Origin of the sequence: Micromonospora sp. NPDC023888 (assembly GCF_040639415.1) — a bacterium.
GTDB lineage: Bacteria > Actinomycetota > Actinomycetes > Mycobacteriales > Micromonosporaceae > Micromonospora.
Genome location: NZ_JBEZZW010000015.1, coordinates 131,797 through 155,574, shown reverse-complemented (window position 1 = coordinate 155,574; position 23,778 = coordinate 131,797). Strand labels below are relative to the sequence as shown.

23 protein-coding genes are annotated in these 23,778 nt (G+C 72.3%); 7 read left to right on the top strand and 16 right to left on the bottom strand.

Features of this window, described 5'->3' with window-relative positions:
* Window positions 1–2 precede the first annotated feature (2 nt).
* Both AB0F61_RS16455 and AB0F61_RS16450 read right to left on the bottom strand, forming a co-directional pair.
* Window positions 3–3,023, bottom strand: coding sequence for a bifunctional [glutamine synthetase] adenylyltransferase/[glutamine synthetase]-adenylyl-L-tyrosine phosphorylase (locus tag AB0F61_RS16455; RefSeq protein WP_357809835.1), 3,021 nt, complete (start codon window positions 3,021–3,023; stop codon window positions 3–5).
* Complete coding sequence (locus AB0F61_RS16450) at window positions 3,023–3,790, bottom strand: type 1 glutamine amidotransferase (RefSeq protein WP_357809832.1); 768 nt, start codon at window positions 3,788–3,790, stop codon at window positions 3,023–3,025. Before AB0F61_RS16450 ends, AB0F61_RS16455 begins: the two co-directional genes overlap by 1 nt.
* A gap of 104 nt (window positions 3,791–3,894) precedes the next feature.
* Between AB0F61_RS16450 and AB0F61_RS16445 the strand changes: the two genes are divergently transcribed.
* On the top strand, window positions 3,895–4,830 hold the full coding sequence (locus AB0F61_RS16445) for an LD-carboxypeptidase (protein WP_357809829.1): 936 nt from the start codon (window positions 3,895–3,897) through the stop codon (window positions 4,828–4,830).
* A gap of 68 nt (window positions 4,831–4,898) precedes the next feature.
* On the opposite strand, the gene AB0F61_RS16440 is transcribed toward AB0F61_RS16445, so the two are convergent.
* A complete protein-coding gene (locus tag AB0F61_RS16440) occupies window positions 4,899–5,795 on the bottom strand; it encodes a virginiamycin B lyase (protein WP_357809826.1) in 897 nt (298 codons plus the stop codon).
* Between the two features lie 187 nt (window positions 5,796–5,982).
* On the opposite strand from AB0F61_RS16440, the gene AB0F61_RS16435 reads away from it, so the two are divergent.
* Window positions 5,983–6,471 carry a hypothetical protein gene (locus AB0F61_RS16435; RefSeq protein ID WP_357809823.1) on the top strand — a complete coding sequence of 163 codons (489 nt, stop codon included), beginning with the start codon at window positions 5,983–5,985 and terminating at the stop codon, window positions 6,469–6,471.
* Between the two features lie 156 nt (window positions 6,472–6,627).
* Here the strand turns inward: AB0F61_RS16435 and AB0F61_RS16430 are convergent, their stop codons facing one another.
* The 3 genes from AB0F61_RS16430 to glnA all read right to left on the bottom strand — a co-directional run bounded on the left by AB0F61_RS16430 (window position 6,628) and on the right by glnA (window position 9,303).
* Entirely contained in the window at window positions 6,628–6,999 is a 372-nt protein-coding gene (locus AB0F61_RS16430; RefSeq protein WP_357809821.1) for a VOC family protein, read from the bottom strand.
* Window positions 7,000–7,146: 147 nt separating this feature from the next.
* Window positions 7,147–7,839 (bottom strand): WYL domain-containing protein, encoded by a 693-nt coding sequence (locus AB0F61_RS16425; RefSeq protein WP_357809819.1) that lies wholly within the window; start codon window positions 7,837–7,839, stop codon window positions 7,147–7,149.
* Window positions 7,840–7,953: 114 nt separating this feature from the next.
* Complete coding sequence (glnA, locus tag AB0F61_RS16420; protein WP_357809817.1) at window positions 7,954–9,303, bottom strand: type I glutamate--ammonia ligase; 1,350 nt, start codon at window positions 9,301–9,303, stop codon at window positions 7,954–7,956.
* A gap of 236 nt (window positions 9,304–9,539) precedes the next feature.
* On the opposite strand from glnA, the gene AB0F61_RS16415 reads away from it, so the two are divergent.
* Both AB0F61_RS16415 and panB read left to right on the top strand, forming a co-directional pair.
* A complete protein-coding gene (locus tag AB0F61_RS16415) occupies window positions 9,540–11,297 on the top strand; it encodes an NAD+ synthase (protein WP_357809814.1) in 1,758 nt (585 codons plus the stop codon).
* 160 nt (window positions 11,298–11,457) lie between these two features.
* Complete coding sequence (gene panB / locus AB0F61_RS16410; RefSeq protein WP_357809811.1) at window positions 11,458–12,303, top strand: 3-methyl-2-oxobutanoate hydroxymethyltransferase; 846 nt, start codon at window positions 11,458–11,460, stop codon at window positions 12,301–12,303.
* A 107-nt stretch (window positions 12,304–12,410) separates the two neighbouring features.
* Here panB and npdG read toward each other — a convergent pair whose 3' ends face one another.
* From npdG to AB0F61_RS16390, 4 genes are all read right to left on the bottom strand, one after another.
* Window positions 12,411–13,109 (bottom strand): NADPH-dependent F420 reductase, encoded by a 699-nt coding sequence (gene npdG / locus AB0F61_RS16405; protein WP_357809808.1) that lies wholly within the window; start codon window positions 13,107–13,109, stop codon window positions 12,411–12,413.
* Between the two features lie 90 nt (window positions 13,110–13,199).
* Entirely contained in the window at window positions 13,200–14,630 is a 1,431-nt protein-coding gene (locus tag AB0F61_RS16400; protein ID WP_357809805.1) for an RNB domain-containing ribonuclease, read from the bottom strand.
* A gap of 86 nt (window positions 14,631–14,716) precedes the next feature.
* A complete protein-coding gene (locus tag AB0F61_RS16395) occupies window positions 14,717–15,556 on the bottom strand; it encodes a histone (RefSeq protein ID WP_357809802.1) in 840 nt (279 codons plus the stop codon).
* An 82-nt stretch (window positions 15,557–15,638) separates the two neighbouring features.
* Entirely contained in the window at window positions 15,639–15,842 is a 204-nt protein-coding gene (locus tag AB0F61_RS16390) for a hypothetical protein (protein ID WP_238647524.1), read from the bottom strand.
* Window positions 15,843–16,008: 166 nt separating this feature from the next.
* Between AB0F61_RS16390 and AB0F61_RS16385 the strand changes: the two genes are divergently transcribed.
* Window positions 16,009–17,283 carry a M48 family metallopeptidase gene (locus AB0F61_RS16385; protein WP_357809799.1) on the top strand — a complete coding sequence of 425 codons (1,275 nt, stop codon included), beginning with the start codon at window positions 16,009–16,011 and terminating at the stop codon, window positions 17,281–17,283.
* A 43-nt stretch (window positions 17,284–17,326) separates the two neighbouring features.
* Entirely contained in the window at window positions 17,327–17,824 is a 498-nt protein-coding gene (locus AB0F61_RS16380) for an NUDIX domain-containing protein (RefSeq protein WP_357809797.1), read from the top strand.
* Window positions 17,825–17,827: 3 nt separating this feature from the next.
* On the opposite strand, the gene AB0F61_RS16375 is transcribed toward AB0F61_RS16380, so the two are convergent.
* The 3 genes from AB0F61_RS16375 to AB0F61_RS16365 form a co-directional block, all read right to left on the bottom strand.
* Window positions 17,828–18,772: a hypothetical protein gene (locus AB0F61_RS16375; protein WP_357809794.1), complete on the bottom strand. Its 945-nt coding sequence runs from the start codon at window positions 18,770–18,772 to the stop codon at window positions 17,828–17,830.
* Window positions 18,766–19,098, bottom strand: a complete 333-nt coding sequence (locus AB0F61_RS16370; RefSeq protein WP_357809792.1) for a PadR family transcriptional regulator — start codon at window positions 19,096–19,098, stop codon at window positions 18,766–18,768. Before AB0F61_RS16370 ends, AB0F61_RS16375 begins: the two co-directional genes overlap by 7 nt.
* Before the next feature lie 108 nt (window positions 19,099–19,206).
* Window positions 19,207–20,073 (bottom strand): AraC family transcriptional regulator, encoded by an 867-nt coding sequence (locus tag AB0F61_RS16365; protein WP_357809789.1) that lies wholly within the window; start codon window positions 20,071–20,073, stop codon window positions 19,207–19,209.
* A 143-nt stretch (window positions 20,074–20,216) separates the two neighbouring features.
* On the opposite strand from AB0F61_RS16365, the gene AB0F61_RS16360 reads away from it, so the two are divergent.
* The gene (locus AB0F61_RS16360; protein ID WP_357809787.1) at window positions 20,217–20,807 is read left to right on the top strand and encodes a GrpB family protein; all 591 of its coding nucleotides are present in this window, start codon (window positions 20,217–20,219) and stop codon (window positions 20,805–20,807) included.
* 54 nt (window positions 20,808–20,861) lie between these two features.
* Here AB0F61_RS16360 and AB0F61_RS16355 read toward each other — a convergent pair whose 3' ends face one another.
* From AB0F61_RS16355 to AB0F61_RS16345, 3 genes are all read right to left on the bottom strand, one after another.
* Window positions 20,862–21,449, bottom strand: a complete 588-nt coding sequence (locus AB0F61_RS16355; protein WP_357809784.1) for a GNAT family N-acetyltransferase — start codon at window positions 21,447–21,449, stop codon at window positions 20,862–20,864.
* Window positions 21,450–21,511: 62 nt separating this feature from the next.
* Window positions 21,512–22,465 (bottom strand): redoxin family protein, encoded by a 954-nt coding sequence (locus AB0F61_RS16350; protein WP_357809781.1) that lies wholly within the window; start codon window positions 22,463–22,465, stop codon window positions 21,512–21,514.
* A complete protein-coding gene (locus tag AB0F61_RS16345; RefSeq protein WP_357809778.1) occupies window positions 22,466–23,689 on the bottom strand; it encodes an epoxide hydrolase family protein in 1,224 nt (407 codons plus the stop codon).
* Between the last annotated feature and the right edge of the window lie 89 nt (window positions 23,690–23,778).

The following is a 23,778-nucleotide window of genomic DNA, read 5'->3' as shown; positions in this document are numbered from 1 at the left end:
CGCTACGCCTCCAGCACCCGCTGGGCGGCGGCGCGGGAGCGGCGGCCGGTGCGCAGGTACTCGTCGAGGAACTCCCCCGGGTCGTCGCGCCCGAGCAGCCGGACCACCCCGGCCAACTCCACCCCGTGCCGGGGTAGCTGGTCGCCGGCCCGACCCCGGACCAGCATCAACGCGTTGCGGACCTGCGCGGCCAGGGACCACCCGGCGGCCATCTCCGCGGCGTCCGCCGGGTCGATGAGGCCGGCCCGCTCGGCCGCCGCGAGGGCATCGAGGGTACGCGTGCCGCGCAGCGCCGGGACCCGGCCGGCGTGCCGAAGCTGGACGAGCTGCACCGCCCACTCCACGTCGGCGAGCCCGCCCCGACCCAACTTGGTGTGGGTGGCCGGGTCGGCGCCGCGAGGCAGCCGCTCGGTCTCCACCCGGGCCTTGATCCGGCGGATCTCCACGACCTGCTCACGGGTCAGCCCGTCGGCCGGGTACCGCACCGGGTCGATCATCGTCTCGAATTCGGCGCCCAGGTCGGCGTCGCCGCAGACGAACCGGGCACGCAGCAGCGCCTGCGCCTCCCACACCCGCGACCAGCGGGCGTAGTACTGCGCGTACGCGGCGAGACTGCGCACCAGGGGGCCCTGTCGGCCCTCCGGGCGCAGGTCGGCGTCGACGCCGAGCGGCGGGTCCGGGGCGGGTACGCCAAGCAGTCGGCGCAACTCCTCGGCGATCGCGTGCGCCGCGGCGCTCGCGTCGCTCTCGCTGGCCCCGGCGGGCGGGTCGTAGACGAAGAGCACGTCGGCGTCGGAGAGGTAGTTCGACTCGTACCCGCCGAGCCGTCCCATGCCGATCACCGCGAACCGCAGCCCGGGTGGCCCCGGCTGACTGGCCTGGGCGGCGCGCAGCGCGGCGGCCAACGTGGCGTCGGTGACGTCGGCGAGCGCCGTGCCGACCTCGGTGATGTCGACAAGCCCGACGGCGGGCCGGTTCGCGCCGTCCGGCCGGCTGGGGGCGGGCGCGAGCGCACCGGCCCGGCAGAGCACGTCCGCGCAGGCCACCCGGACCAGTTCCCGGCGTCGCAGCGCGCGCACCGCGCGGGTGGCCTCGACCGGGTCGGTGTGCCGGGCCGCCGCCGCGAGGAAACCCTCCCGGAGCACAGCGGGCGGGCGGGGGGCCAGCTCGTTCTCCTCGGCCAGCAGCCGCAGCGCCTCCGGGTCGCGGGCGAGCAGGTCGGCGACGTACCGGGACAGGGCGAGGACCCGGGCCAACCGCCGGGCCACCGGGCCGCCGTCGCGCAGCAGCCGCAAATACCAGGGGGTGCTGCCCAGCTTGTCGGAGACCTTGCGGTAGTTGAGCAGCCCCCGGTCCGGCTCCGGCGCGTCGGCGAACTCGCTGAGCAGCACCGGCAGCAGTGTCCGCTGGATGGCCGCCGTGCGACTCACCCCGCCGGTGAGCGCCTGGAGGTGGCGCAGCGCCCCGACCGGGTCGGCGAAGCCGAGGATCTCCAGCCGGTGCCGGGCCGCCTCCGGGGTGAGTCGCAACCCGTCGGCCGGCACCCGGGCCACCGACTCCAGCAGCGGCCGGTAGAGCAGTTTGGCGTGCAGTCGGCGTACCTCGGCGGCGTGCGTGACCCACTCGGCCCGGAAGCTCTCCACGGCGCTGCGCCCCAGCGTGGCCGTGAAACCCAGCGCCGCGGCGAGCCAGCGCAGCGCGCCCGGCTCGCTCGGGACGGTGTGGGTACGCCGCAGGGCCTGGAGTTGAAGCCGGTGCTCGACGCTGCGCAGGAAACGGTAGCCGCGCAGCAGCGCCTCGCCGTCGGCCCGACCGACGTAGCCGCCGGCGACGAGCGCGCGCAACGCCGGGATGGTCCCGGGTTCGCGCAGCGTCTCGTCGACGCGACCGTGCACGAGTTGCAGCAACTGCACGGCGAACTCGATGTCGCGCAGCCCGCCGGGACCGCGCTTGATCTCGCGTTCCAGCTCCTTCGGGGGAATGTTGTCGATGATCCGCCGCCGCATGGCGCGCACGTCCTCGACCGCCTCGGGCCGTTCGGCCGCCCGCCACACGAGCGGCGCGAGCTGGTCGATCCACTCCTGGGCCGCCGGCACGTCACCGGCGGCCGGGCGGGCCTTGAGCAGCGCCTGGAACTCCCAGGTGCGCGCCCACCGGCGGTAGTAGGCCAGGTGGCTGGCGAGGGTGCGCACCAGCGGGCCCCGGTTGCCCTCCGGGCGCAGCGCGGCGTCCACCGGCCAGGCGACGAGCCCGCAGATGTGGATCAGCCGGGTCGCCACCAGGGTCGCCGCCGGCAGGTCGGCGTCCTCGGCCGCCACGAAGATGACGTCCACATCGGAGACGTAGTTCAGCTCGCCGCCACCGCACTTGCCCATCGCCACGACCGCGAGCCGGGGTCGCTCGGTGCCCTCCGCCAGCTCGGTGACGGCGATCTCGTACGCCGCGGCAAGCGTCGCGTCGGCAAGCGCCGACAGCGCGGCCATGGTCTGCTCCAGGCCGCGCCCGGCGGTCAGGTCGGCCGCCGCGATCCGCAGCAGCGCCAACCGGTACGCGGTCCGCAGCGCCGCCACCGGGTTGCCGCCGCCTGTCGGTTCCAGCCGACCCTCGGCGATCGGCGCGAGCCCGTCCGGGGCGGTCCGCAGCGCCAGGCAGTGGTCGGGGTTGGCCACCAGGTGATCACCGAGCGCCGCCGACGCGCCGAGCACCGCGACCAGTCGCCGCCGCAGCCCAGGGTCGGTGTGCAACTCCGCGAGCAGCGACGACTCGTCGGCGCCGTCGGTCGTGCGGCGTTCGGCCTCCACGATGCGGTGCAACTGCCGCAGCGCCAGGTCCGGGTCGGCGGCCCGGGACAGCGCGCCGAGCAACTCCGCGGCCTTCTCGTCGGCCGGCTCCTGCTCGACCGGCCGCCACAGCCGCAACCCGTCCGGGCCGAGCAGGTCCGCGGCGCGCGCGCCGCCGTCGCCCTCGGCGGTGCCGAAGCCGTACCGGGCGAGCCGGCCCGGCGCCCTGGTCGGCCGGCTCATCAGTGCCCGAGCAGCGGCAGGCCGCGCCGCACCGTACTGTGTTCCAGCTCGCCGAGGGCCAGCGCGGCGAACCGGGCGGCGAACGGCTGCCAGACCTCCTCGACGTCGGCCAGCACCGAGGCGCAGGCCGCCACCACCAGCTCCGGGTCGTAGCCCAGCTCGTCGAGCTGGGTGGAGTCGGTGGCCCAGTCGGCGATCATCTCGGCGTCGCACTCGATGTGGAACTGCAACCCCCAGGCCCGGTCACCGAGCCGGAACGCCTGGTGCGGGTAGCGGGTGGACGCGGCCAGCAGGGTGGCACCCCGGGGCAGCTCGGTGATCTCGTCGGCGTGCCACTGGAGCACGTCCGGGATCAACGGCACGTACCGGAACAACGGGTCGTTCTCGGCGGCGTCGCGCCGGCCGACCACGCCGGGGCCGATCTCCGGCCCGGACGGGCTGCGCTCGACCAGCCCGGCGTGCGCGGTGGCGAGCAACTGTGCGCCCAGGCAGATCGCCAGGGTGGGCACCCGGTGCCGCACCGCCTTACGCAGCAGGCCCTCCACGGCGGGGAACCACGGTGCGCCGGGCGAGCCGTCCGGCAGCGGGTACGCCTGCTGGTGGCCGCCGAGCACCACAAGCGCCGCGTAACCCTCCAGGTCGGCGGGGAGCTCCTCGCCAGCGTGCGGGCGAACCACCCACAGCGTGAGCCCAGCCTCGGTCAGCCACTCACCCAGCCGGCGCGCGTCGTCCGTCGGGGCGTTCTCGATCACCAGCGCGGTTGCCACCCGTCGAGGCTAGCCGGTGCGCCGCGGGATGCCACGCCCCGCCACCGGGATGCCTGCCCCGGGCATTGGTCCGGGATCCGGCGGGGTCGCTAGGCTCTGCGATTGTGATCAACGAGGACAGTGCCGCCGTCTGCCCGCCCGTGCTGCGACCGGGTGACACGGTGCTGCTGGTGTCACCGTCCGGGCCGACCTCGCCGGAGCGGGTGGCCCGGGGGATGGAGCTGCTCACCGGCTGGGGGCTGCGGCCGGTGCCGGCACCGAACGCGTACGCCCGCCACGGCTACCTCGCCGGCACCGACGACCTGCGCGCCGCCGACCTGAACGCGGCGTTCGCCGACCCGCAGGTACGCGGGGTGATCTGCACCCGGGGCGGGTACGGCGTCCAACGGATCGTGGACGCCATCGACATGGCCGCCGTCCGCCGCGACCCGAAGGTGGTGGCCGGATTCTCGGACATCACCGCGTTGCAGTTCGCACTGTGGCGGGGTGCCCGGCTGGCCGGGGTGCACGGCCCGGGGGCGGCCTGGCGGGACGAGCGGACCCCGCTGCGGTCCGCCGAGTCCCTGCACGCGGCGCTGATGACGACCGAGCCGGTGTCGGTCACCGCGGTGCCCACCGAGGACACCTTCGGCGTCCGCGTCCCGGGTCGCGCCACCGGCACCCTGCTGGGCGGCAACCTGTGCATGATCGCCGCGTCGATCGGCACCCCGGACCTGCCCGACCTGACCGGTGCGGTGCTGCTGATCGAGGATGTGCAGGAACCCCCGTACAAGGTCGACCGGATGCTCACCCACCTGCGTCGGGCCGGGGCGCTGGACGGGTTGGCCGGCGTGGCGGTCGGGCAGTTCACCGACTGTGGCGACGGTTGGGACACCACTGTCGTCGACGTGCTCACCGAACGCCTGGGCGACCTGGGCGTGCCGGTGCTCGGCGGCCTGCCGATCGGCCACGGCCACGGCCAGCTGACGGTCCCGTTCGGCACCACGGCAACCCTGGACACCAACACCAACACCCTCACGGTGGCCCCCGCCGTCCAGTAACGCCCCGCGACCTGTTGATCAAGAGCTTTGCGTCATCCTCGGCCGGGATTCTGACGCGAACCTCTTGATCAACCCGCTGGGGTCGGGGTGGGGGTCAGGTGGGCTACCGCGCCGATTTCCAGGGCGGCCCAGATGCCGTCGGCGGTGAGTGCGATGCCGTGCGGTTCGGCCCCGGGGGTGGGCAGGTCGTAGCCGTCGATCCGGCCGGTGGGATCGAGGTGACCGATCCGGTTGGCACCCCACTCGGTGAACCAGACGCCGCCGGCCGGATCGGCCACGATCGCGTGCGGACGGGCCGCCCGGTCCGGCAGCGGCAACTCGGTGATCCGGCCGTCCGGGGTGATCCGGCCGAGCTGACCGGCGGCGATCTCCACGAACCAGACGGCACCGTCGCCGCCGAGCGTGATGCCGACCGGGCCGGCGTCCGGGGTGGGCAACGGATGCAGTGTCACAGTGCCGTCGAGGTCGATCCGGCCGATCGCGTTCGCCCGGTGGAGAGTGAACCAGAGGGCGTGATCGGCACCAGCGGTGATCATCGAGGCGAACCCGCCGCTCACCGGCAGCGGAAACACGGTGACCGTGCCGTCGGTGTCCACCCGGCCGATCGTGTCGGCTGTCATCCCGGCGTACCAGAGTGCGCCGTCGGGGCCGGCGGCGATACCGCCCGGCCCGGTGCCGGTCGGCAGGGCGATCGTGCGCTGCGTGCCGTCGACGCTGATCCGACCGATCTGGTCGTCCCCGGAGCGGGTGAACCAGAGGGCGTCGTCCCGGCCGGCCGTGATGATCAACGGACGGCCGCCGGGCGGATCCAGCGGGTAGGTCCGGACGGCGCCGTCGGCCCCCAGGCGGGCGATCCCGCCGCCGTGGACCAGCGTCAGCCACAGCGCGCCGTCCGGGCCGGCCGTGATGCCGTACGGGCCGGCGCCCGGCTCGACGAGCGGTATCTCCCGAATCTCGACGCTCATCACGAGCTACGTCCTTCCGTCGGTGAGTCGCCAACCCTGACGGCTCCGCCAGCGACGACGCAACCGATTTGACCGCCCGCCCACCAGGATTGTCAGGCCGCTGACAGGTTCGCCACGGGTTGCGCCCAGACAGGCTGGTCACTGTCGGCGATGACACCGCAGCATCACCTACCTTCTGGAGGACAGCATGTCCCGCACCATCCGTCGGAAGCATCTGCTGGCCGGCCTGGCCACCGCCGGCGTCCTCGGCGTGGGGATCGCGGCCCCGACCATCGCCTTCGCCGCGGACACCCCGACGCCGGCACCGAGCGCCAGCACCGCCCCGGCTCCCGGAGCGAAGGCCGACCGGCAGAACGAGTTCGCCGAGGCACTCGCGAAGGAGTTGGGCGTGCCCACCGACAAGGTGACCGCCGCGCTGGAGAAGGTCCGCGAGCAGCACCGGCCGGCCGATCGGCCACAGCGCCCGTCGGCCGAGGACCGGCAGGCGGCGCTCAAGCAACGGCTGGACCAGGCGGTCAAGGACGGCAAGCTCACCCAGGAGCAGGCCGACGCCATCACCAAGGCCATCGAGGCGGGCGTCTTCCCCGGCCCCGCCGGCCACCGCGGTCCGGGCGGTCACGGCGGTCCGGGCGGTCACGGCCGTCCCGGCGCCCCTGCGGCGACGCCCGGCAAGTAGCCCTTGGGGGCAGGCCCGGGCCACACCGGGCCTGCCCCGAGGCTTGATCCACTCGACTTCCGTGATCCTGCGGTGTCCACGACAGTCCGACACCCCGGAATCACGAAAACCGAGTCGATCACCGCCCCCGGCGGGGGCGTCAGGCCCGCACGGGCGTCAGGCCGGCGGGGGCGTGAACACGCCCAGGTGGTTGCCGGCCGGGTCGAGCAGGTGCGCCAGGGTGAGCCCGCTCGGGGCCGTCCGCACCGGCACCAGCACCCGGCCGCCTGCCGCCTCGGCCCGTCGGCAGGTCTCCGCCACGTCGGCGACCTCGGCGTAGAACACCGCGTAGTTCGGTGACGTCCCGCCGGTTGCCCGGATCGCCCCGCCGATTCCGGTGTCGCCGCCGGCCCCGGTCACCCGGTAGGACCCGCCGTTGGCCGAGCCCTGCTCCTCGAAGGTCCAGCCGAACAGCTCTCCGTAGAAGCGTTCCGCCTCCTCCGGCTGGTCCGTGCCGATCTCGAACCAGGTGATGGGCGTCGTTGACATCTGCTGCCTCCAGGTTTGCGTGCCGGCCGTCCGGCCGCCGTCGGGAGCAGTCTCGGGGTCGTCCGCGACACCGTCCTGTCGGTGTTTCCGGATCACCCGACGGGGTTTCTCCCGACCGGGCCGCTGGGGGCCGCCCAGCGATGCGTGTCAGACCAGGCTCAGCGGGCGGACCCGTTCGTGCGGGATGTCCAGATCCGTCGGGTTGAATTCCCGGACCACCACGTCGGGCAGCGCCCGGACGCTCCGGATCCGGTCGGTACGGAAGCACCGCTGTTCGTCGCGGAGCCGGCACCAGGCGAGCAGATACCAGTGGCGGGGGTTGCCGAGGTAGCCAAGCGGTTCGACGTCGCGCACCGAGTCCGCGCCGGCGCGGTCGGCGTACCTGATGCGCAGCACCCGCCGGGCGGCGACCGCGTTGGCGACGATGGCCGGGACGGGCGTGGCCGGCCCGTCGCCGATCAGGTGCACCAGGCCGGCGAGCCGGTGCGCCTCGGCGGCGTCGGCGGCCGGCAGCACCGCCACCAGTTTGCGCAGCGCGGTGGCGCCCGGCCCGGCGAACGGCGTGCCGTCGAGCCGGTGCAGCGCGACGGCCATCGCCACCGCCTCGGCCGCGGTCAGGTTGACCGGCGGCAGGGTGCGGCTGCGGTCCAGGACGTAGCCGCCGGTGCGCCCCGGCTCGGCCCAGATCGGCACACCAGCCTCCTGGAGCGCGCCGATGTCCCGCTCGATGGTCCGGCTGCTCACCTCGAAGCGGACGGCCAGCCACCGCGCGCTGCGTGGCCGCGGCGACACCGCCCGCAGCTCCTCGACCAACGCGTAGAGCCGGTCCGTACGGTTCATGCCGGCCACGCTACGGCCGGGGTACGACGCCCCGCGGCGAGCGCCGACAGCCGACGCGGACGACCGCCCACCAGCGGGCGCTGCCCCCGAACGCCCGCCGCGCAGCCCTCGCGACTACAGCGCCAGGTAGCGCTGCCGCTCGTACGGGGTGACCTCCCGGCGGTACTGCTCCCACTCGGCCCGCTTGTTGCGCAGGAAGAAGTCGAAGACGTGCTCGCCGAGCACCTCGGCGACCAGCTCGGACTCGGCCATCACGTCGATCGCCTCGGCGAGGTTCTCCGGCAGCGCCTCGTACCCCATGGCACGCCGCTCGGCGCTGGTCAGTGACCAGACGTCGTCCTCGGCGCCCGGCGGCAGCTCGTAGCCCTCCTCGATGCCCTTCAGGCCGGCGCCGAGCAGCACCGCGAAGGCGAGGTACGGGTTGGCGGCCGAGTCCAACGAGCGGACCTCGACCCGGGCCGAGTTCGGCTTGCCGTACGCGGGAACCCGGACCAGCGCGGACCGGTTGAGGTGACCCCAGCAGACGTACGCCGGGCTCTCGGTGATCCGGTCCGGCAGGGCCTGCGGGAAGAGCCGCTTGTACGAGTTGACCCACTGGTTGGTGACCGCTGTGTATTCCCGGGCGTGCACCAGGAGGCCGGCGATGAACGACTTCGCCACCTTGGAGAGCTTCATCGGGTCGCCGCTGTCGTGGAACGCGTTGCGCTCCCCCTCGAACAGCGACAGGTGGGTGTGCATCCCACTGCCCGGCTGGTCGGTGAACGGCTTCGGCATGAAGCTGGCCTGCACACCCGTGGAGAGCGCCACCTCCTTGACCACGTGCCGGAAGGTCATGATGTTGTCGGCGGTGGTGAGCGCGTCGGCGTAGCGCAGGTCGATCTCCTGCTGGCCGGGCGCGACCTCGTGGTGGCTGAACTCCACCGAGATGCCGATTCGTTCCAGCGCCAGCACGCCCTGGCGGCGGAAGTCACGCGCCACGGCGTGGGTGGTGTGCTCGAAGTAGCCGCCGGTGTCCACCGGGGTGGGCACCGAGCCGTCCTGGGGGCCGTTCTCCAGCAGGAAGAACTCGATCTCGGGGTGGGTGTAGAAGGTGAAGCCCTTCTCGGCGGCCTTGGACAGCGCGCGGCGCAGCACGTGCCGGGGGTCGGCCCAGGACGGCCCACCGTCGGGCAGCAGGATGTCGCAGAACATCCGGGCGCTCTCGCCGCTGACCCCGCCCTCGAACGGGAACACCTGGAAGGTCGTCGGGTCGGGCATGGCCACCATGTCCGACTCGAAGACCCGGGCGAAACCCTCGATCGCCGAGCCGTCGAAGCCGATGCCCTCCTCGAAGGCAGCCTCCAACTCGGCGGGCGCCACCGAAACGCTCTTGAGCGTGCCCAGCACGTCCGTGAACCACAGCCGGACGAACCGGATGTCCCGCTCTTCCAGCGTACGGAGGACGAACTCCTGCTGACGGTCCACTTCCCCAACCCCTCGCGACGCTCTTTTGTCCGCCTTGGTCGGGCTGCACCCGACCTGATCGCCCAGTCTTCCCGGGCCTGGTTACGCAGACGTTACGCGAACTGCCGCCCGCCGTCCCCTCGCCTCCCGCTCGGCGGGCACGTACTCCGCCGCCAACGGGCCAACCCGCCGCAGCGTGGCGGCCATCTCGCCGGAGGGTGGGGATTGTCCCGTCGAGGCTGGGGCAAGATGAGGACATGCCCACCCTGCGTCTCGCCCTGTCCCAGGTCAACCCGAGCGTCGGCGACATCGCCGGAAACGCCGACCTGGTCCGCAGCTGGACACGCCAGGCCGCCGATGCCGGTGCCCAGTTGGTGCTCTTCCCGGAGATGATGTTGACCGGGTACCCGGTCGAGGACCTGGTCTTCCGACGCTCCTTCGTCGCCGCGTCCCAGGCCGCCATCGAGCGGCTCGCCGCCGACCTCGCCGCCGACGGCCTCGGGGAGCTGCCGGTCGTGGTCGGCTACCTGGACGCCGACGGGCCGCCACAGGTCAGCGGGGACGCCGAGCCGGGCCGGGGTGCCCGCAACGCCGCCGCGCTGCTGCACCGGGGCACCGTCGCCGCCCGCTACTTCAAGCACCACCTGCCCAACTACGGGGTCTTCGACGAGGACCGCTACTTCGTCTCCGGCGACACGCTGACCGTGGTGCGCATCGGCGGCGTGGACGTCGCGCTGACCATCTGTGAGGACCTGTGGCAGTCCGGCGGGCCGTTCGCCGCCGCCCGGCAGGCCGGCGTCGGCCTGGTGGTCAACATCAACGGCTCGCCGTACGAGCTGAACAAGGACGACATCCGGCTGCCGCTGGTCCGCCGCCGGGCCGCCGAGGCGGGCGCTGCCATCGCGTACGTCAACATGACCGGCGGCCAGGACGAGCTGGTCTTCGAGGGCGACTCGATGATCGTGAACGCCGACGGTGACCTGCTCACCCGGGCGCCGCAGTTCGTCGAGCACCTGCTCGTGCACGACGTCGAGCTACCGGCCGCCACCGCGGCGCCCACCACGGAGACCATCGCCGACGGCATGCGGGTCGCGCACAGCACGCTTGACGCCATTCCGCCGACGCCGTCCGGCCCGGCCGCCGTCGGCGGGCTGATCGAGCCGGTGGCCGACGAGGCCGAGGTGTGGCAGGCGCTCGTGCTCGGCCTGCGCGACTACGTGAACAAGAACCGGTTCCCGTCGGTGGTGCTCGGGCTCTCCGGCGGCATCGACTCGGCGGTGGTGGCGGCGCTCGCCGTCGACGCCCTGGGGCCGGACCGGGTGGTCGGTGTGTCGCTGCCCAGTCAGCACTCCTCGGAGCACTCCCGGGAGGACGCCGCCGATCTGGCCAAGCGCACCGGCCTGGATTACCGCGTCGAGCCGATCCAGCCGATGGTGGACGGTTTCCTGGCCAACCTGTCGCTGTCCGGGGTGGCCGTGGAGAACCTCCAGGCCCGGGTTCGTGGCGTGATCCTGATGGCGCTGTCGAACCAGGAAGGCCACCTGGTGCTGACCACCGGCAACAAGAGTGAGCTGGCGGTCGGCTACTCCACGCTGTACGGCGACTCGGTGGGTGGCTTCAACCCGGTCAAGGACGTCTGGAAGACGCTGATCTGGCGGCTCGCGAAGTGGCGCAACCGGGACGCGGACCGGCGCGGTGAGACCGCCCCGATTCCGGAGAACTCGATCGGCAAGCCACCGAGCGCCGAGCTGAGCCCGGGCCAGCTCGACAGCGACAGCCTGCCCGACTACGACGTGCTGGACCCGATCCTGATCGGGTACGTCGACGGCGACCTCGGCCGCGACGGGCTTGTCGAGTCGGGCCACGACCCGGCGGTGGTCGACAAGGTGCTGCGGCTGGTGGATACCGCCGAGTACAAGCGACGCCAGTCGGCACCGGGCACGAAGATCTCCATGAAGGCGTTCGGCCGGGACCGCCGTCTGCCGATCACCAACCGGTGGCGCGAGCACGGCTGAGGCGTACCCCTGGGGTGCCGGGTCGGTGGCGCGGCCCGGCGGCCCGCGCGGTGGTGGAGTGACATCTTGCACTGGGCCCTGCCGTCAGCCCGTCTCGCGGTGCGACGATCGCGAGGAAGCCCGGGGACCGCGCAGGCGGCCTCGAGGAAGGGAGACGAAGATGGTGGAGTCCACTCCGAACGAGGTGACCGCGCTGTACGGCGGCCCGGTCACCCGTCGGGTCCGCACCCGTGACCTGATCGCCGCCAAGGAGCGCGGCGAACGGTGGCCGATGCTGACCTCCTACGACCAGTACACCGCAGGGATCTTCGACCAGGCCGGCGTGCCGGTGCTGTTGGTCGGCGACTCGGCCGCGAACAACGTGTTCGGTTACGAGACGACCCTGCCGGTCACCGCCGACGACCTGCTTCCGCTGGTACGGGCCGTGGTGCGCTCGACCCGGCAGGCGCTGATCGTCGGTGACCTGCCGTTCGGCTCGTACGAGGAGGGGCCGGCGCAGGCGCTGCGCACCGCCGTCCGGTTCATGAAGGAGGGTGGTTGCCACGCGGTGAAGCTGGAGGGTGGCCGCCGTTGCGCCGCGCAGATCGCCGCGATCGTCGGTGCCGGCATCCCGGTGATGGCGCACATCGGTTTCACCCCGCAGAGCGAGCACACGCTGGGCGGCTACCGCGTGCAGGGTCGGGGGGACACCGCCGACGAGGTGCTCGCCGACGCGCGGGCGGTGGCCGAGGCGGGCGCTTTCGCGGTGGTGCTGGAGATGGTGCCCGGTGAGGTGTCCAAGCGGATCACCCACGAGCTGTCGATCCCGACGGTGGGCATCGGCGCGGGCCCGGACACCGACGCGCAGGTGCTTGTCTGGCAGGACATGGCCGGGTTGCGCACCGGCAAGGCGCCACGCTTCGTGAAGCGGTACGCGGACCTGGCCGGCGCCCTCACCGACGCCACCCGCCGTTTCGGCGACGAGGTGCGCGGCGGCGAGTTCCCGGCAGCGGAGCACACCTTCTAGGACAGTTCACGGCGTGATCCACTCGGATGTGCCGAAAACGCGGTGTCCCGAGGTCAGGGACACCGCGTTTTCATGAAACCGGAGTGGAGCACGCCGCCGGAGACGACTCAGATGTCGGTGACGCGGATGCCCGCGTGTGCCTTGTAGCGCTTGTTGATCGCGATCAGGTTCGCGGTGAACGCCTCGATCTGGTGGGCGTTGCGCAACCGGCCGGCGTAGATGCCGCGCATCCCCGGGATCCGGGCGGCGAGCGCGCCGACCACGTCGACCAACTCGCGGTCCTCGGTGCAGATCAGCACGTCCAGGTCGATCCGGTCGACCTCCGGGTCGGCCAGCAGCGGGGCACTGACGTGGTTGAACGCCGAGCAGACCCGGGAGTCGGGCAGCAACGCCGCGGCCTGCTGCACGGCGCTGCCCTCGGCCACGGTCAACGCGTACGGGCCCTGCTTGTCGAAGCCGAGCGGGTTGACGCAGTCGACGACGATCCGGCCGGCCAGTGGCTCGGCGAGGGCGGCGACGGTGGCGGCGTGCCCGTCCCACGGCACCGCGATGATCACCACGTCGCTGCGCCGGGCCACCTCGTCGTTGGCCGCGCCCGTGACGCTGCCGGTAGCCGGCACACCGGGCAGCGCGGCGATCTCGGCTGCGGACTCGGCGGCCCGCTCAGCGTTGCGGGAGCCGATCAGCACCGTCTGCCCGGCCCGCGCGAACCGGTAGGCGAGACCTCGCCCCTGGTCGCCGGTGCCACCGATGATGCCGACCGTCAGCCCGGACACGTCGGGAAGCGTGCTCGCGTCGTATGCCATGGGCTCATCCTCGCAAACCGACCGGCCCGCCAGCAGCACGGAGCACTGTGACGATCCCCGCCGCCGCCCCCGACGGCCGCGCCGCCAGGGTCAGGCCAGCTCGAACAGGACGGTGCGGGCCGTCGGGTCCGCGGTGACCAACCGGACCCGAACCCGTTCGCCGAGCGGCAGGTCGCCGAGGCAGCGGCTGCGCACCGGTGGGGCGTCCAGCGCGACGGTGCCGCCGGGCGGTCGGGTGCGGGCCCGGCCGTTGGGCGGTGCGTCGACGTCCAGCACTGCCGCGTCGAAGGTCTCGCCCACCCGGTGCGCCAGCAGCACCGCCTCGGCCAGCTCGACAGCGCCGCGGGTGGCCGCCGAGGCGGTCCGGTCCGTGTTGGCCATCACCTCGGGCAGCCGGGGCAGCGCGGCGCGGGCCCAGTCGGGCACCGGCTGGCCGGCGTGCAGGGCCAGGCAGACCTCCGTGGCGTACCGGTCGGCCAGGCGCCGCAACGGCGCCGTGACGTGGGCGTACGCGGCGGCCACGCCCCCGTGCTCGGGGTGCTCCGGCCGCGTGCCGTCGAAGGCGGTGTACGCCGCGCCGCGCATCAGCTCGGCTGCCTGGTCGATGAAGGCGGCGGAGCGTGGTTGGGCGGCGTCCAGGCTGGCGATCACCTCGCCGGGGCCCACTCCGTCCGGCCAGTGCACGCCCAGCGGCGCGGCGGCGGCGCGCAGCCGCTGCACCGCCTCCGGTTTCGGGGCGGGCATGGTCCGCAGCAGGCCGACCCGGCCGGCCAGCATGATGTCGGCGGCGGCCATGCCGGTCAACAGGGAGATCTGGGCGTTGTGCTCCTCCATCGGCACCGGCCCCCGCAGCACCAGCCGCCAGCCGTCACCGTCGGGCTCCACGTCCTGCTCGGGCAGGGGCAGGTTGATGGCGCCCCGGCGCAACCCTCGGGCCGTCAGCCGGTCGCCGATCTCGGGCAGCAGTGCGATCGGCTCGGGCAGTCGCCCGGCGTCGGCTGCCGCCTGCACCCCCGTGTAGTCGAGTTTGGCGCGGCTGCGCACCAGGGCGCGTTCCAGTTCGACGGCCACGGTGCCGCCGTCGGCGTCCAGGTCGATGGTCCACACCACCGCGGCCCGGTCGTCGTCGGGTAGCAGGCTGGCAGCGCCCTCGCTGAGCGTGTGTGGGTGCAGCGGCACGTTCCCGTCGGGCAGGTAGATGGTCTGCCCGCGCCGCCAGGTCTCCGCCTCCAGCGCGCCGCCCGGGGTGACGTGGGCGGCGACGTCGGCGATGGCGTACCGCACCCGGTAGCCGCCGCCCGGACGACGGCTGAGGTGCATCGCCTGGTCCAGGTCACGCGAGCTGGCCGGGTCGACAGTGACGAACGGTACGTCGGTGCGGTCGACGGGCGGTCGCGGCGGCGCGCCGGCCGCCTCGTCGGCCTCCCGTTGGGCGTCGGCCGGGAACTCCCCGGGCAGGCCGAGTTCGCGGCGCAGCGCGCCGAAGTCGATGCGGGGCGCGAGTACGCGTCGGATGACCACGGGTCAATCCTGACAGCGCCGCCGGTGATCCGCTTCCGGTGACCGGCCGAGATATCTCTCTCCGGCGCGCCGGAATCGACAGGCGCTCAGCCGGTCGCCTTCCGGGCAGCGCTGCGCGGGCTCCGGGGGGCGGTGGCGCGTGCGGCGGCAGGGCGGGCCGGTGTCTTGCGGGCGGTCACCTTGCGGGCCGGTGCCTTGGCCGCGACTGTCTTCTTCGCCGGTGCCTTCTTCGCCGCCGCCTTGCGCGCGGTGGTCGACGACGTGCCCGTCGCCTTCGCGGCCGGGGCCCTCTTCGCCGGGGCCTTGCGAGCGCCGCCACTGGGACCGGTCGAGGCGGTCTTCTTCGCCGGCGCCTTCTTGGCGGCCGTCTTCGTCGCCGCCGTCCTCTTCGCGGCTGTCTTCTTCGCGGCGGACGCCTTGGTCGCGGTCTTACGCGCCGGCGCCTTCGCCGCGGCGGTGGTCTTCTTCGCCGCCGAGGTGGTGGTCTTCTTCGCGGCGCTCACGGTCTTCTTCGCCGTACCCGTGGTCTTCTTCGCCGTGCTCGTGGTCTTCTTCGCCGCACCTGTGGTCTTCTTCGCGGCGGCGGTGGTCTTGCGCGTCGCGGACGCCGGGGCCTGCTTCGCCGCGACAGTTGTCGAGCGCGTGGTGGTCTTCTTCGCGGGGGCCTTCTTGGCGGTCGTGGTGGCCTTGGTCGTGGCCTTCTTCGCGGGAGCCTTCGTGGCCGCCGTGGTGGTCTTCTTCGCCGGGGCACGTCCCGCGCCGCCGGCGGCCTTCCTCGCCGGGGCCTTCGCCGCCTTCGCACCCGCGGTGGACTTGCGGACGGGGGTGGTCCGGCTCGCGGCCGTGTTGCGCTCCGCCGCTGCGGTCTTCTTCGCGGTGGTGCGTCGGGCGGTCGGGCGGGTGGTGGCCTGCTGTGCTTCGGCCATCGTGGTTCCCTCCTTGGGGACGTACTCTCGCGTGCGTCCTCGCGGAGCACGAAATACCTCGGCGCGGGCCGTCCCGCGCCGCCTACTTGTCCTCCCCGGCCCAACGAGCGTCCTCGGCATCCCACGCCTCGTTCCGCTCCTGCACACGTTGCAGGGCGTTCTCCGCGTCGGCCGCCGAGTTGTACGGGCCGAGAACGTGCTTCGCCGGACACACGTCGGCGTCCGTCTCGACCCGGTGATGCCGGGTGCACCAGTAGAACTGCCCACCACGTTCGCTGTCGCTCATGGGAATCACTGTGCACCGCGAACCGACAGGCCGCCACCGGATCGCACAAGTCGCCGACCCTCTCCACAGTAGATATGCATGGGGCCCGTGGGGCCCGAACGCCGAAATAGGGTCAGGACGAACAGTCAGTTCCCGCAGGTAGCGGGCTGGGGCATGATCTGCGGTCGTGATCAACACGGTGACCGGCACCGGGGCGTGCCCGGAGTGTGGGGCGAAGACGGCATCGGTACGGGACGCGGTGCCCTGGTGTCCCCGCTGCGAGTGGCATCTGGACGCCTACGACCCGCAACGGCGTCGACGCGAGTTCGGTTGGAGCTGGGTCGACCGGTGGACCTACCGGGTGGCGTTCCGGGCGACCGGGCGGCAGTTCACCCAGTTGGTCGGGCGGCCGTTGGGCACCAACGGATCGGGAGTCGCTCGGGCGCTGACCGCGACAGCCTCGTTGGTCCTGGTCGCCGCGGTGCTCGCGCTCGCGGTCGTCGGCGGATGGCTGATCGTGGCGTTCCCGTTTCCCAGCCTGGCGATCGTGCCGGGTGTGGCGATGGTCTGCCTCGCGATCGCGTTGCGGCCCCGGTTCGGTCAACTCGACCCGGAGCTGGAGGTGCTCACCCGCGACCAGGCCCCGGAGCTGTTCGCCCTGATCGACGAGGTGTCCACAGCGATCGGGGCACCGGTGCCGGACGTGGTGGGCGTCGATGGCGCCATCAACGCGTACGCCGGCGCGGTCGGGCTGCGGCGCCGGAAGGTGCTCGGTCTCGGGCTCCCCCTGTGGGGTTCGCTTCCCGCCGGCGGTCGGGTGGCGCTGCTCGGGCACGAGCTTGGCCACTTCGTCAACGGTGACCCGCGCCGGGGCCTGCTCACCCAGCCCGCGTTCGACATGCTCGCCTCGGCCTCCGACCTGTTCCGGCCGGTGCAGACCACCGTCGGCGCGGGGTTGCTGGAGATGCTGGGCGACGCCCTGGGCCGCGCGTTCCAGTGGGTGGTGTCCCGGGTGCTGTTCGTCGCGTACCTGCTGTTGGTGGCGGTGGCCTTGCGGGACAGTCAGCGTGCCGAGTACCTCGCCGACGAACTTTCCGCCCGGGTGGCCGGCACGATCGCCGCGACCGACCTGCTTGACGCCACGCTCGCGGCCGAGTCGATCGCGCTTGCCGTACGCCGGGAGACCCAGGCGGGGCACGGCCCGGACCGGTGGCGCTCCGCCCTGGCCGAGTCCCGCGCGGCCAACACCGACCGCCTGCCGTTGCTGCGGCAACTGTCGGTCCGCGACGAGGCGTCGCTGTTCGCCTTCCATCCACCGACCGGACTGCGGCGCCAGATGCTCGCCGCACGCGTGTGGCAGGACCCGGCCGTGGTGCTCACCGAGGCCCGGATGGAGCGGATCGACGCGGAGCTGTCCAGGGAGTACGACCGTTTCCGCCGTACCGTCACCTGGGCGGGCTGACAAGCGCGACGGCTGGTCGTGGGGTCGCGCCCATGATCACCCGATGGCGATACCGGACTACATCGTGGGGATGCGCAAGCACGTCGGCCACGACCTGCTCTGGCTGCCCAGCGTCAGCGCGGTGATCCGCAACGACGCTGGTGAGCTGCTGTTGGGCCAGCGTTCCGACGACGGGCGCTGGTCGGTGATCAGCGGGTTCGTCGAGCCGGGCGAGCAGCCGGCCACCGCGCTGGTCCGCGAGGTGCGGGAGGAGACGGGTCTGGACGTCGCTCCGGTGCGGATGTCCAGCGCCGTCTCGCACCCGCACACGTACCCCAACGGGGACCACTGCGAATACCTGAACCTGGGCTTCCTGTGCCGGGTGGTGGCCGGCACCGCCCGGGTCAACGACGACGAGTCGCTGGCCGTGGGGTGGTTCTCGTTGGACCGGCTGCCCGAGTTGGACAAGCACGCCCTACTGGTCATCGCCTACGCCCTGCGCGACAACCAGTCGGCCGGTTACCTGGAGCCGGGCACGACGTGGGACGACGTGCCCGACTGAGGTTCACGCCGGGGTCGGGGTGAGGGCGACCGGCTCGGCGGGCGCGGACCGCGCCGCCCGGATGGCGTACGCGAGCGCGTACGGCGTGCACGCCAGGTAGAGCATCGGTTCCACCAGCAGCCGCTCGCTGATCATGATGATCTCCCACTGGACCGGCCGGGGAAGGCCGAAGTTCCACTCCGTCCAGGAGACGAAGAGCCACAGCGGCGCGGAGATCCCGTCGACGTTGTCCGGCGACAGCGGGCCGGCGCTGACGCCGGGGACCGTGTCGACGACGGCGAGGATCACCGCGAGGTCGGCCGCCACAAGGGCGCCGACGACGCCCACCCACCAGGCCGCGCGGAGTCGACCCCGGGCGGCGAGGCTCGCCGCGGCCCAGACCGCCAGCGTCAGGCCCAGCAGCCACAGCAGGAGACCGGGTACGGCAGCCGCCGGTCGGTCCGGATAGATGACGTAGACGAACGGGACCGCTGCCACCGCGACGGGGAGCACCACGCCGAGCGCGATGCGCAGCGGACCGTCGAGTGCGGTGTGGCGGGCCCAACGCGCGGCGAACATCGCCAGCAGCAGCGCCATCCCGAGGGTGAGCGCCGTCCAGAGAGGCTTCTGCGTGCGGTCGGACCAGGTCTGGGACATCAACCAACGCTGGATCGGGTACAGGGTGTAGGCACTCACGAGCACGATCCCGACGCAGGCGATCGGGGACAGCAGCAACGCCGCCGCGGTACGGCCGACCCGACCGCGCAGCAGGCGGCGGTCGACGACCGGGGCACCGGCCCGGCTGACCGCCAGGCTCAGCGCGAAGCCCAGCATTTTCGTCCAGCGACCGGTCTCGGCGAGCACGTGCAGCTCGGCGGCCCACTCGCGGCGGAGGTCCTCGCGGACGTCGATCGGCCACCGGCGCGCGGCCATCGCCAACAGCAACTCGGCGGCCCGACGGGTCACCACGCCGGCGCACCGGTCGGCTCGGTGCCACCCCACGAGGGACGACCGTCGGGGATCGCGGCGCGGAGGTCGGCCAGCGCCTGCCGGGCCTCCGTCACCCCCACGGCGGTGAGGCGGTAGTAGCGACGGGCCGGCCGACCGGCCTCGGCCGGGTCGATCGGCTCCCAGTCGGCGACCAGCCAGCCAGCGGCTGTCAGCCGGTGCAGCACCGGGTAGAGCGTGCCGCTGGGCAGGCCGGTCAACCGCATCAGGTCCAGCCCGTAGCGCTGCGCGGCCGGTTCGGCGAGCAGCGCCGCGAGCACCTTCGCTACCGAAATGGTTATCCGCATCCGACCACTGTATCGGAACTCTACATAGGGTGGAAGGACCTCAGGATTCCACCGTGGCCGGCGCGGGTAGGCATTGAGCCGGGCCCGCCGCCGACCCGGCACCGCGGGTCAGGAGGCGATTCGCTCCACCGGGATCCACAGTTCGGCGTCCGCCTCGGTGCCGTCCGCGGACACCCGGACCCGGGAGATCTCCGGTCCCGGCCGGCTGCGGTACGGGTTGGACGGAAACCACTGGGTGAACACGTCACGCCACAGGTGCTGCACCGCCTGCGGGAACGCTCCGGAGGTGGTGAACACCGCCCACGTCCCGGCCTGCACCGGCAACGCGTCCAGGTCCTCCGGTGGCACGGCACCGGTCACCACCCCGTGCCAGTAGTCCAGCTCACTGCCCTCCGCCCGGCTGTCGGCGAGGTTGTCGCTGACATTGACGATCCCGGCCGGCTCCTGATCGGAGAGCGCCTCGATCCGCCCGGTCGTCTCCGTGTCGATGCTCCGGATGAACGCGACGATCGCCGGGTTCATCCCCTCGTGCACCAGCGGGACCCGGGCCTTGCGCCCCACCAGCGTGAACGCGTCCTTGCCGACGATTCGGTAATCCATGCTGCCGCTCCCTTCGAGGGTGAGTCGGAAGGACATCCGGGGTTGGGCGCGCAGCGCCGCCCCCGTACGCCGAGCCTCTCCGGGCCCCACGCCGTGCATGGCGTGGAACGCCCGGGCGAACGCCTCGGTCGACCCGTAGCCGTAGCGCACCGCGACGTCGAGCAACGTCCGCTCCCCCGCCAGCACCTCCGCCGCCGCGACGGTGAGCCGACGCCGACGGATGTACTCCGACAGCGGCATCCCGGCCAGCGCGGAGAACAGTCGCCGGAAGTGGTACTCGGACGTCAGCGCGATCCGCGCCAGCTCGGTCACCTCGATCCGCCGGTCGAGGTGCCGCTCGACGTACGTCATGGCTTCGTTGAGCCGCTCCAGCACCCGGATCTCCTTCCCTGTCGAGCACCGACGCTAGGCGGCAGGACCGGTGGCCCACCCGACATCCGGTGCCCGCATCGGTCGGGTGCGGCCGCACCGGTCGCCGTGTCGTAGCCTGGCGGACTTTGCTTCTCCAGGAGGTTGACGTGGCCGAGTATCCGCAGGACGTCGTGCAGCGCTTCCACGGCACCCCCGAACAGGTCGACGCCGGCCTGGTGGGCGAGCCGCCACGGACGTGGGAGTCCGTCGTCATCGAGGAGTACGACAGGGCCTGGGCGCGGCGGTTCCTCGCCGTCCGGTCGTCGCTCACCGAGGCGCTGGGTGATCTGATCATCGGTGTGGAACACGTCGGGTCGACGGCGGTGCCGGGGCTCGCCGCCAAGCCCGTCGTCGATGTCGACCTCGTCATCGAGGACACCGCCGAGGAGGCCACCTACCTCCCCGCCCTGGAACGGCTCGGGTACCGGCTCGTCCTGCGGGAGCCCTGGTGGCACGGGCACCGGATGCTGCTCAGCCCCGCCGAGGACGTCAACCTGCACGTCTGGCCGCGCGGTGCTCCGGAACCCGTCCGGCACCGGCTCTTCCGCGACTGGCTGCGCGCGCATCCACACGACCGGAAGCGGTACGCCGCGACCAAGCGACGCCTCGCGCGGGACACCGCGCACCGACCCCGTGACTACAGCCTGGCGAAGAACGACGTCATCGACGAGATCTACGCGCGCATCTTCGCCGCCTGACGACCTCGAGTCGCTGACGGTCACGAGCCGCGAGTCACCGCCAACCGTGACGTCTCAGCGGATCGACTGCCCCATGATCCAGGTGGGCACGGGCTCGGACAGGGAGCCCACCACCTCCCAGCCGGCCCGGCGGTACAGCTCCACGTTGCCTGGGTTGCTGGTCTCCAGGATCGCCGGCAGGCCGTCGGCGGCGGCACGCTCCAGCCCGGCCCGCATGACGGCACGACCCCAACCGCGTCCGGCGCTGTCGGGGTGGGTGCCCAGGACACCGAGATACCAGAACGGGAAGGCCGGCAGGGCGTCGTGCATGGTCTGCTCATAGCCCTGGACCCGGGCCAGCACGTCGGCGGGGTATCCCGCCTCCTCCGGCGACCCGTGCCCGGCGGCCGGCGGGTCTGCCGGGTGCCCTGCCGGTGGCTCCCAGATGGCGACCGACGCGCCCCCACCGATCGTCCAGATCGACGACCGGTGCACCCGCTTGTCGAAGAGGTTCCCGAAGAAGGTGGCGGCGTAGCGCGGATAGGTTTCCTCGTCGGGGAACAGGTGCCGCAGAACGGGATCCTTGACGAACGCGGCGACCAGCGAAGCGACAGCCGCAGAGCGGTCCGCTGGGGTGGCGATGGTGATCTCGGGCGTTGTCACAGCGGTCAATGCTATCCGGAAAAGCACAGTGACCCTGACCCGGTGAGTAGTGCCGATCTGCCTCAGCCGAAGGTGAAGGCGTACGCCTCCGCGCCAGGCTCGCCGAACGTGATCTCCAGGGTCCGCTCCCGGACCGCGCCGTCCTGGCGGACGAGCTGGTAGAGGCGCCCGTCTTCCAGGACGCCGGTGCCGTCCGCGTCGACGTCGACACCCCGGGACGGGCCGGGCGGCTCGCCGTCGAGGAGCACCCGGAACGGGACCGACCGTCCCGTCCCGGGGGCCAGCACGAGATGCGCGTCGCGGGCGTGGAACCGGAAGGCGATGCCACCGCCAGCCTGGTCGAGCGCGACGTTCTCCGACCCGATCGTCCACTCCCCCGCCAGGGCCCACTGGTTGAGGTCCAGGCTTGCCGGAAGGTCGTAGCCGCGGCGCTCGTCGAGCGCGGCACCGTTCGGCGACGCGAAGTGTTCGCCGCGCCGGAAACCGAGGTACGTCTCGGGCGTCCGCAGGTTGCCCCAGTCGGCCTCCGCCTCCGGGCCGACCCCGTTGACGGGTACGGGGTCGCGCTCGATGCCGAGCAGTTGCTGGAGAACCCGCTCGGACTGCTCGTAGCGCCCCTCACCGAAGTGCTCGTCCCGGATCACCCCGTCGGTGTCGACGAAGTACAGCGCCGGCCAGTACTGGTTGTCGAGGGCGCGCCAGATCGCGTAGTCGTTGTCGACCGCCACCGGGTAGTCGATCGATCGCGCGGCGACCGCCCGGCGCACCCAGTCGGCGTCGTGCTCGAACGAGAACTCGGGCGTGTGCACCCCGACGACGACAAGCCCGTCGTCGCGGTAGGCCTGCGACCAGGCCCGGACGTACGGCTCCTGGCGCAGCCAGTTGATGCAGGTGAGCGTCCAGAAGTTGACCAGGACGACCCGCCCACGCAGGTCGGCGGGGCCGAGTGGCTCGGAGTTGAGCCACTCGGCCGCCCCGTCGAGCGGGGGCAGGTGCGCACGCCCGAACATGGCCATCTAGCGCAGCGACCGGAAGGCGGTACGAAGCTCCTCGGAGAAGATCTTCGGCTGTTCCCAGGCCGCGAAGTGCCCGCCCACGTCGAGCTTGTTGTAGTAGACGAGGTTCGAGTACGCCTGCTCGGCCCAACTCTGCGGCGCCTCGTACAGCTCGTCGGGGAAGACGCTCACGGCGACCGGGATGGTGATGCCCTTGACGGCGAAGAAGGAGAGCTGGTTCTCCGCGTACAGACGGGCCGAGGAGACTCCGGTGTTCGTCAGCCAGTAGAGCGTGACGTTGTCGAGCACGTCGTCTGGCGTGATGCCCCGGGGCTGCCCGGCGATGGACTCGGAGATCAGCTTCAGGCTGGCCGCGTCGTGGTCCAGCATGTACGCCGCCAGCGCGACGGGCGAATCCGCCAACCCGGTGAGCGTCTGTGGGCGCCCCATCTCGATGGCGTAGCCGGAATGCTTCCAGAAGAAGTCTGCCCGCTCACAGGCGCGCCTCTCCTCGTCGGAGAGATTGGACGGAAGTGAGTCGAGCGGGCTGTTCGCACCGGTGATACCCGATTGCAGCAGAGCATCGATCGCGGGTGGGTACACGCCCGGCATGTTCGTGTGAATACCGATCAGTTCCGGAGGTGCCTGCACACCCATCAACTCCGTGATGAGGGCGCCCCAGTCGCCCCCCTGTGCCACGTACCGGGAGTAGCCGAGTCGCTTCATCAACTCGATCCAGGCGGTCGCGATGTGTTGGGGGTCCCAGCCGGGCATGCTTGGCTTGCCGGAGAAGCCATAGCCGGGCATCGACGGAATCACCAGGTGGAAGGCGTCCGAGGCGTTCCCGCCATGGGCCGTGGGATCGGTGAGCGGGCCAATGATCTTCAACTGCTCGATCACCGATCCGGGCCATCCGTGGGTGACGATGAGCGGCAGGGCATCCTCGTGCTTCGACCGAACGTGGATGAAGTGGATGTCCAGTCCGTCGATTTCGGTCATGAACTGCGGCAGGGCGTTGAGCCTCGCCTCGACCCTGCGCCAGTCGTAGTCCTTCTCCCAGCGACGGGCGAGCGCCTGCATCGTCGCCAACTGGGGGCCCTGCGACTGGTCGTCGACGGTTTCCTTTTCCGGCCAACGGGTGGCCGCGATGCGCCGTTTCAGGTCGTCGAGGTCCGCCTGCGGAATGTCGACCGAGAACGGCCGAATCTCCGTGGTGCCGGGGCGAGTCTTGGTTTTGACAGCCATGCGTGTTCCTCTCCGTCTAGGTTTGCGCCTCGTGAGGGGAATCATGGGGTGAAGGCACTGCCCGGACTTGTGTGCCAATTCGAGATGGG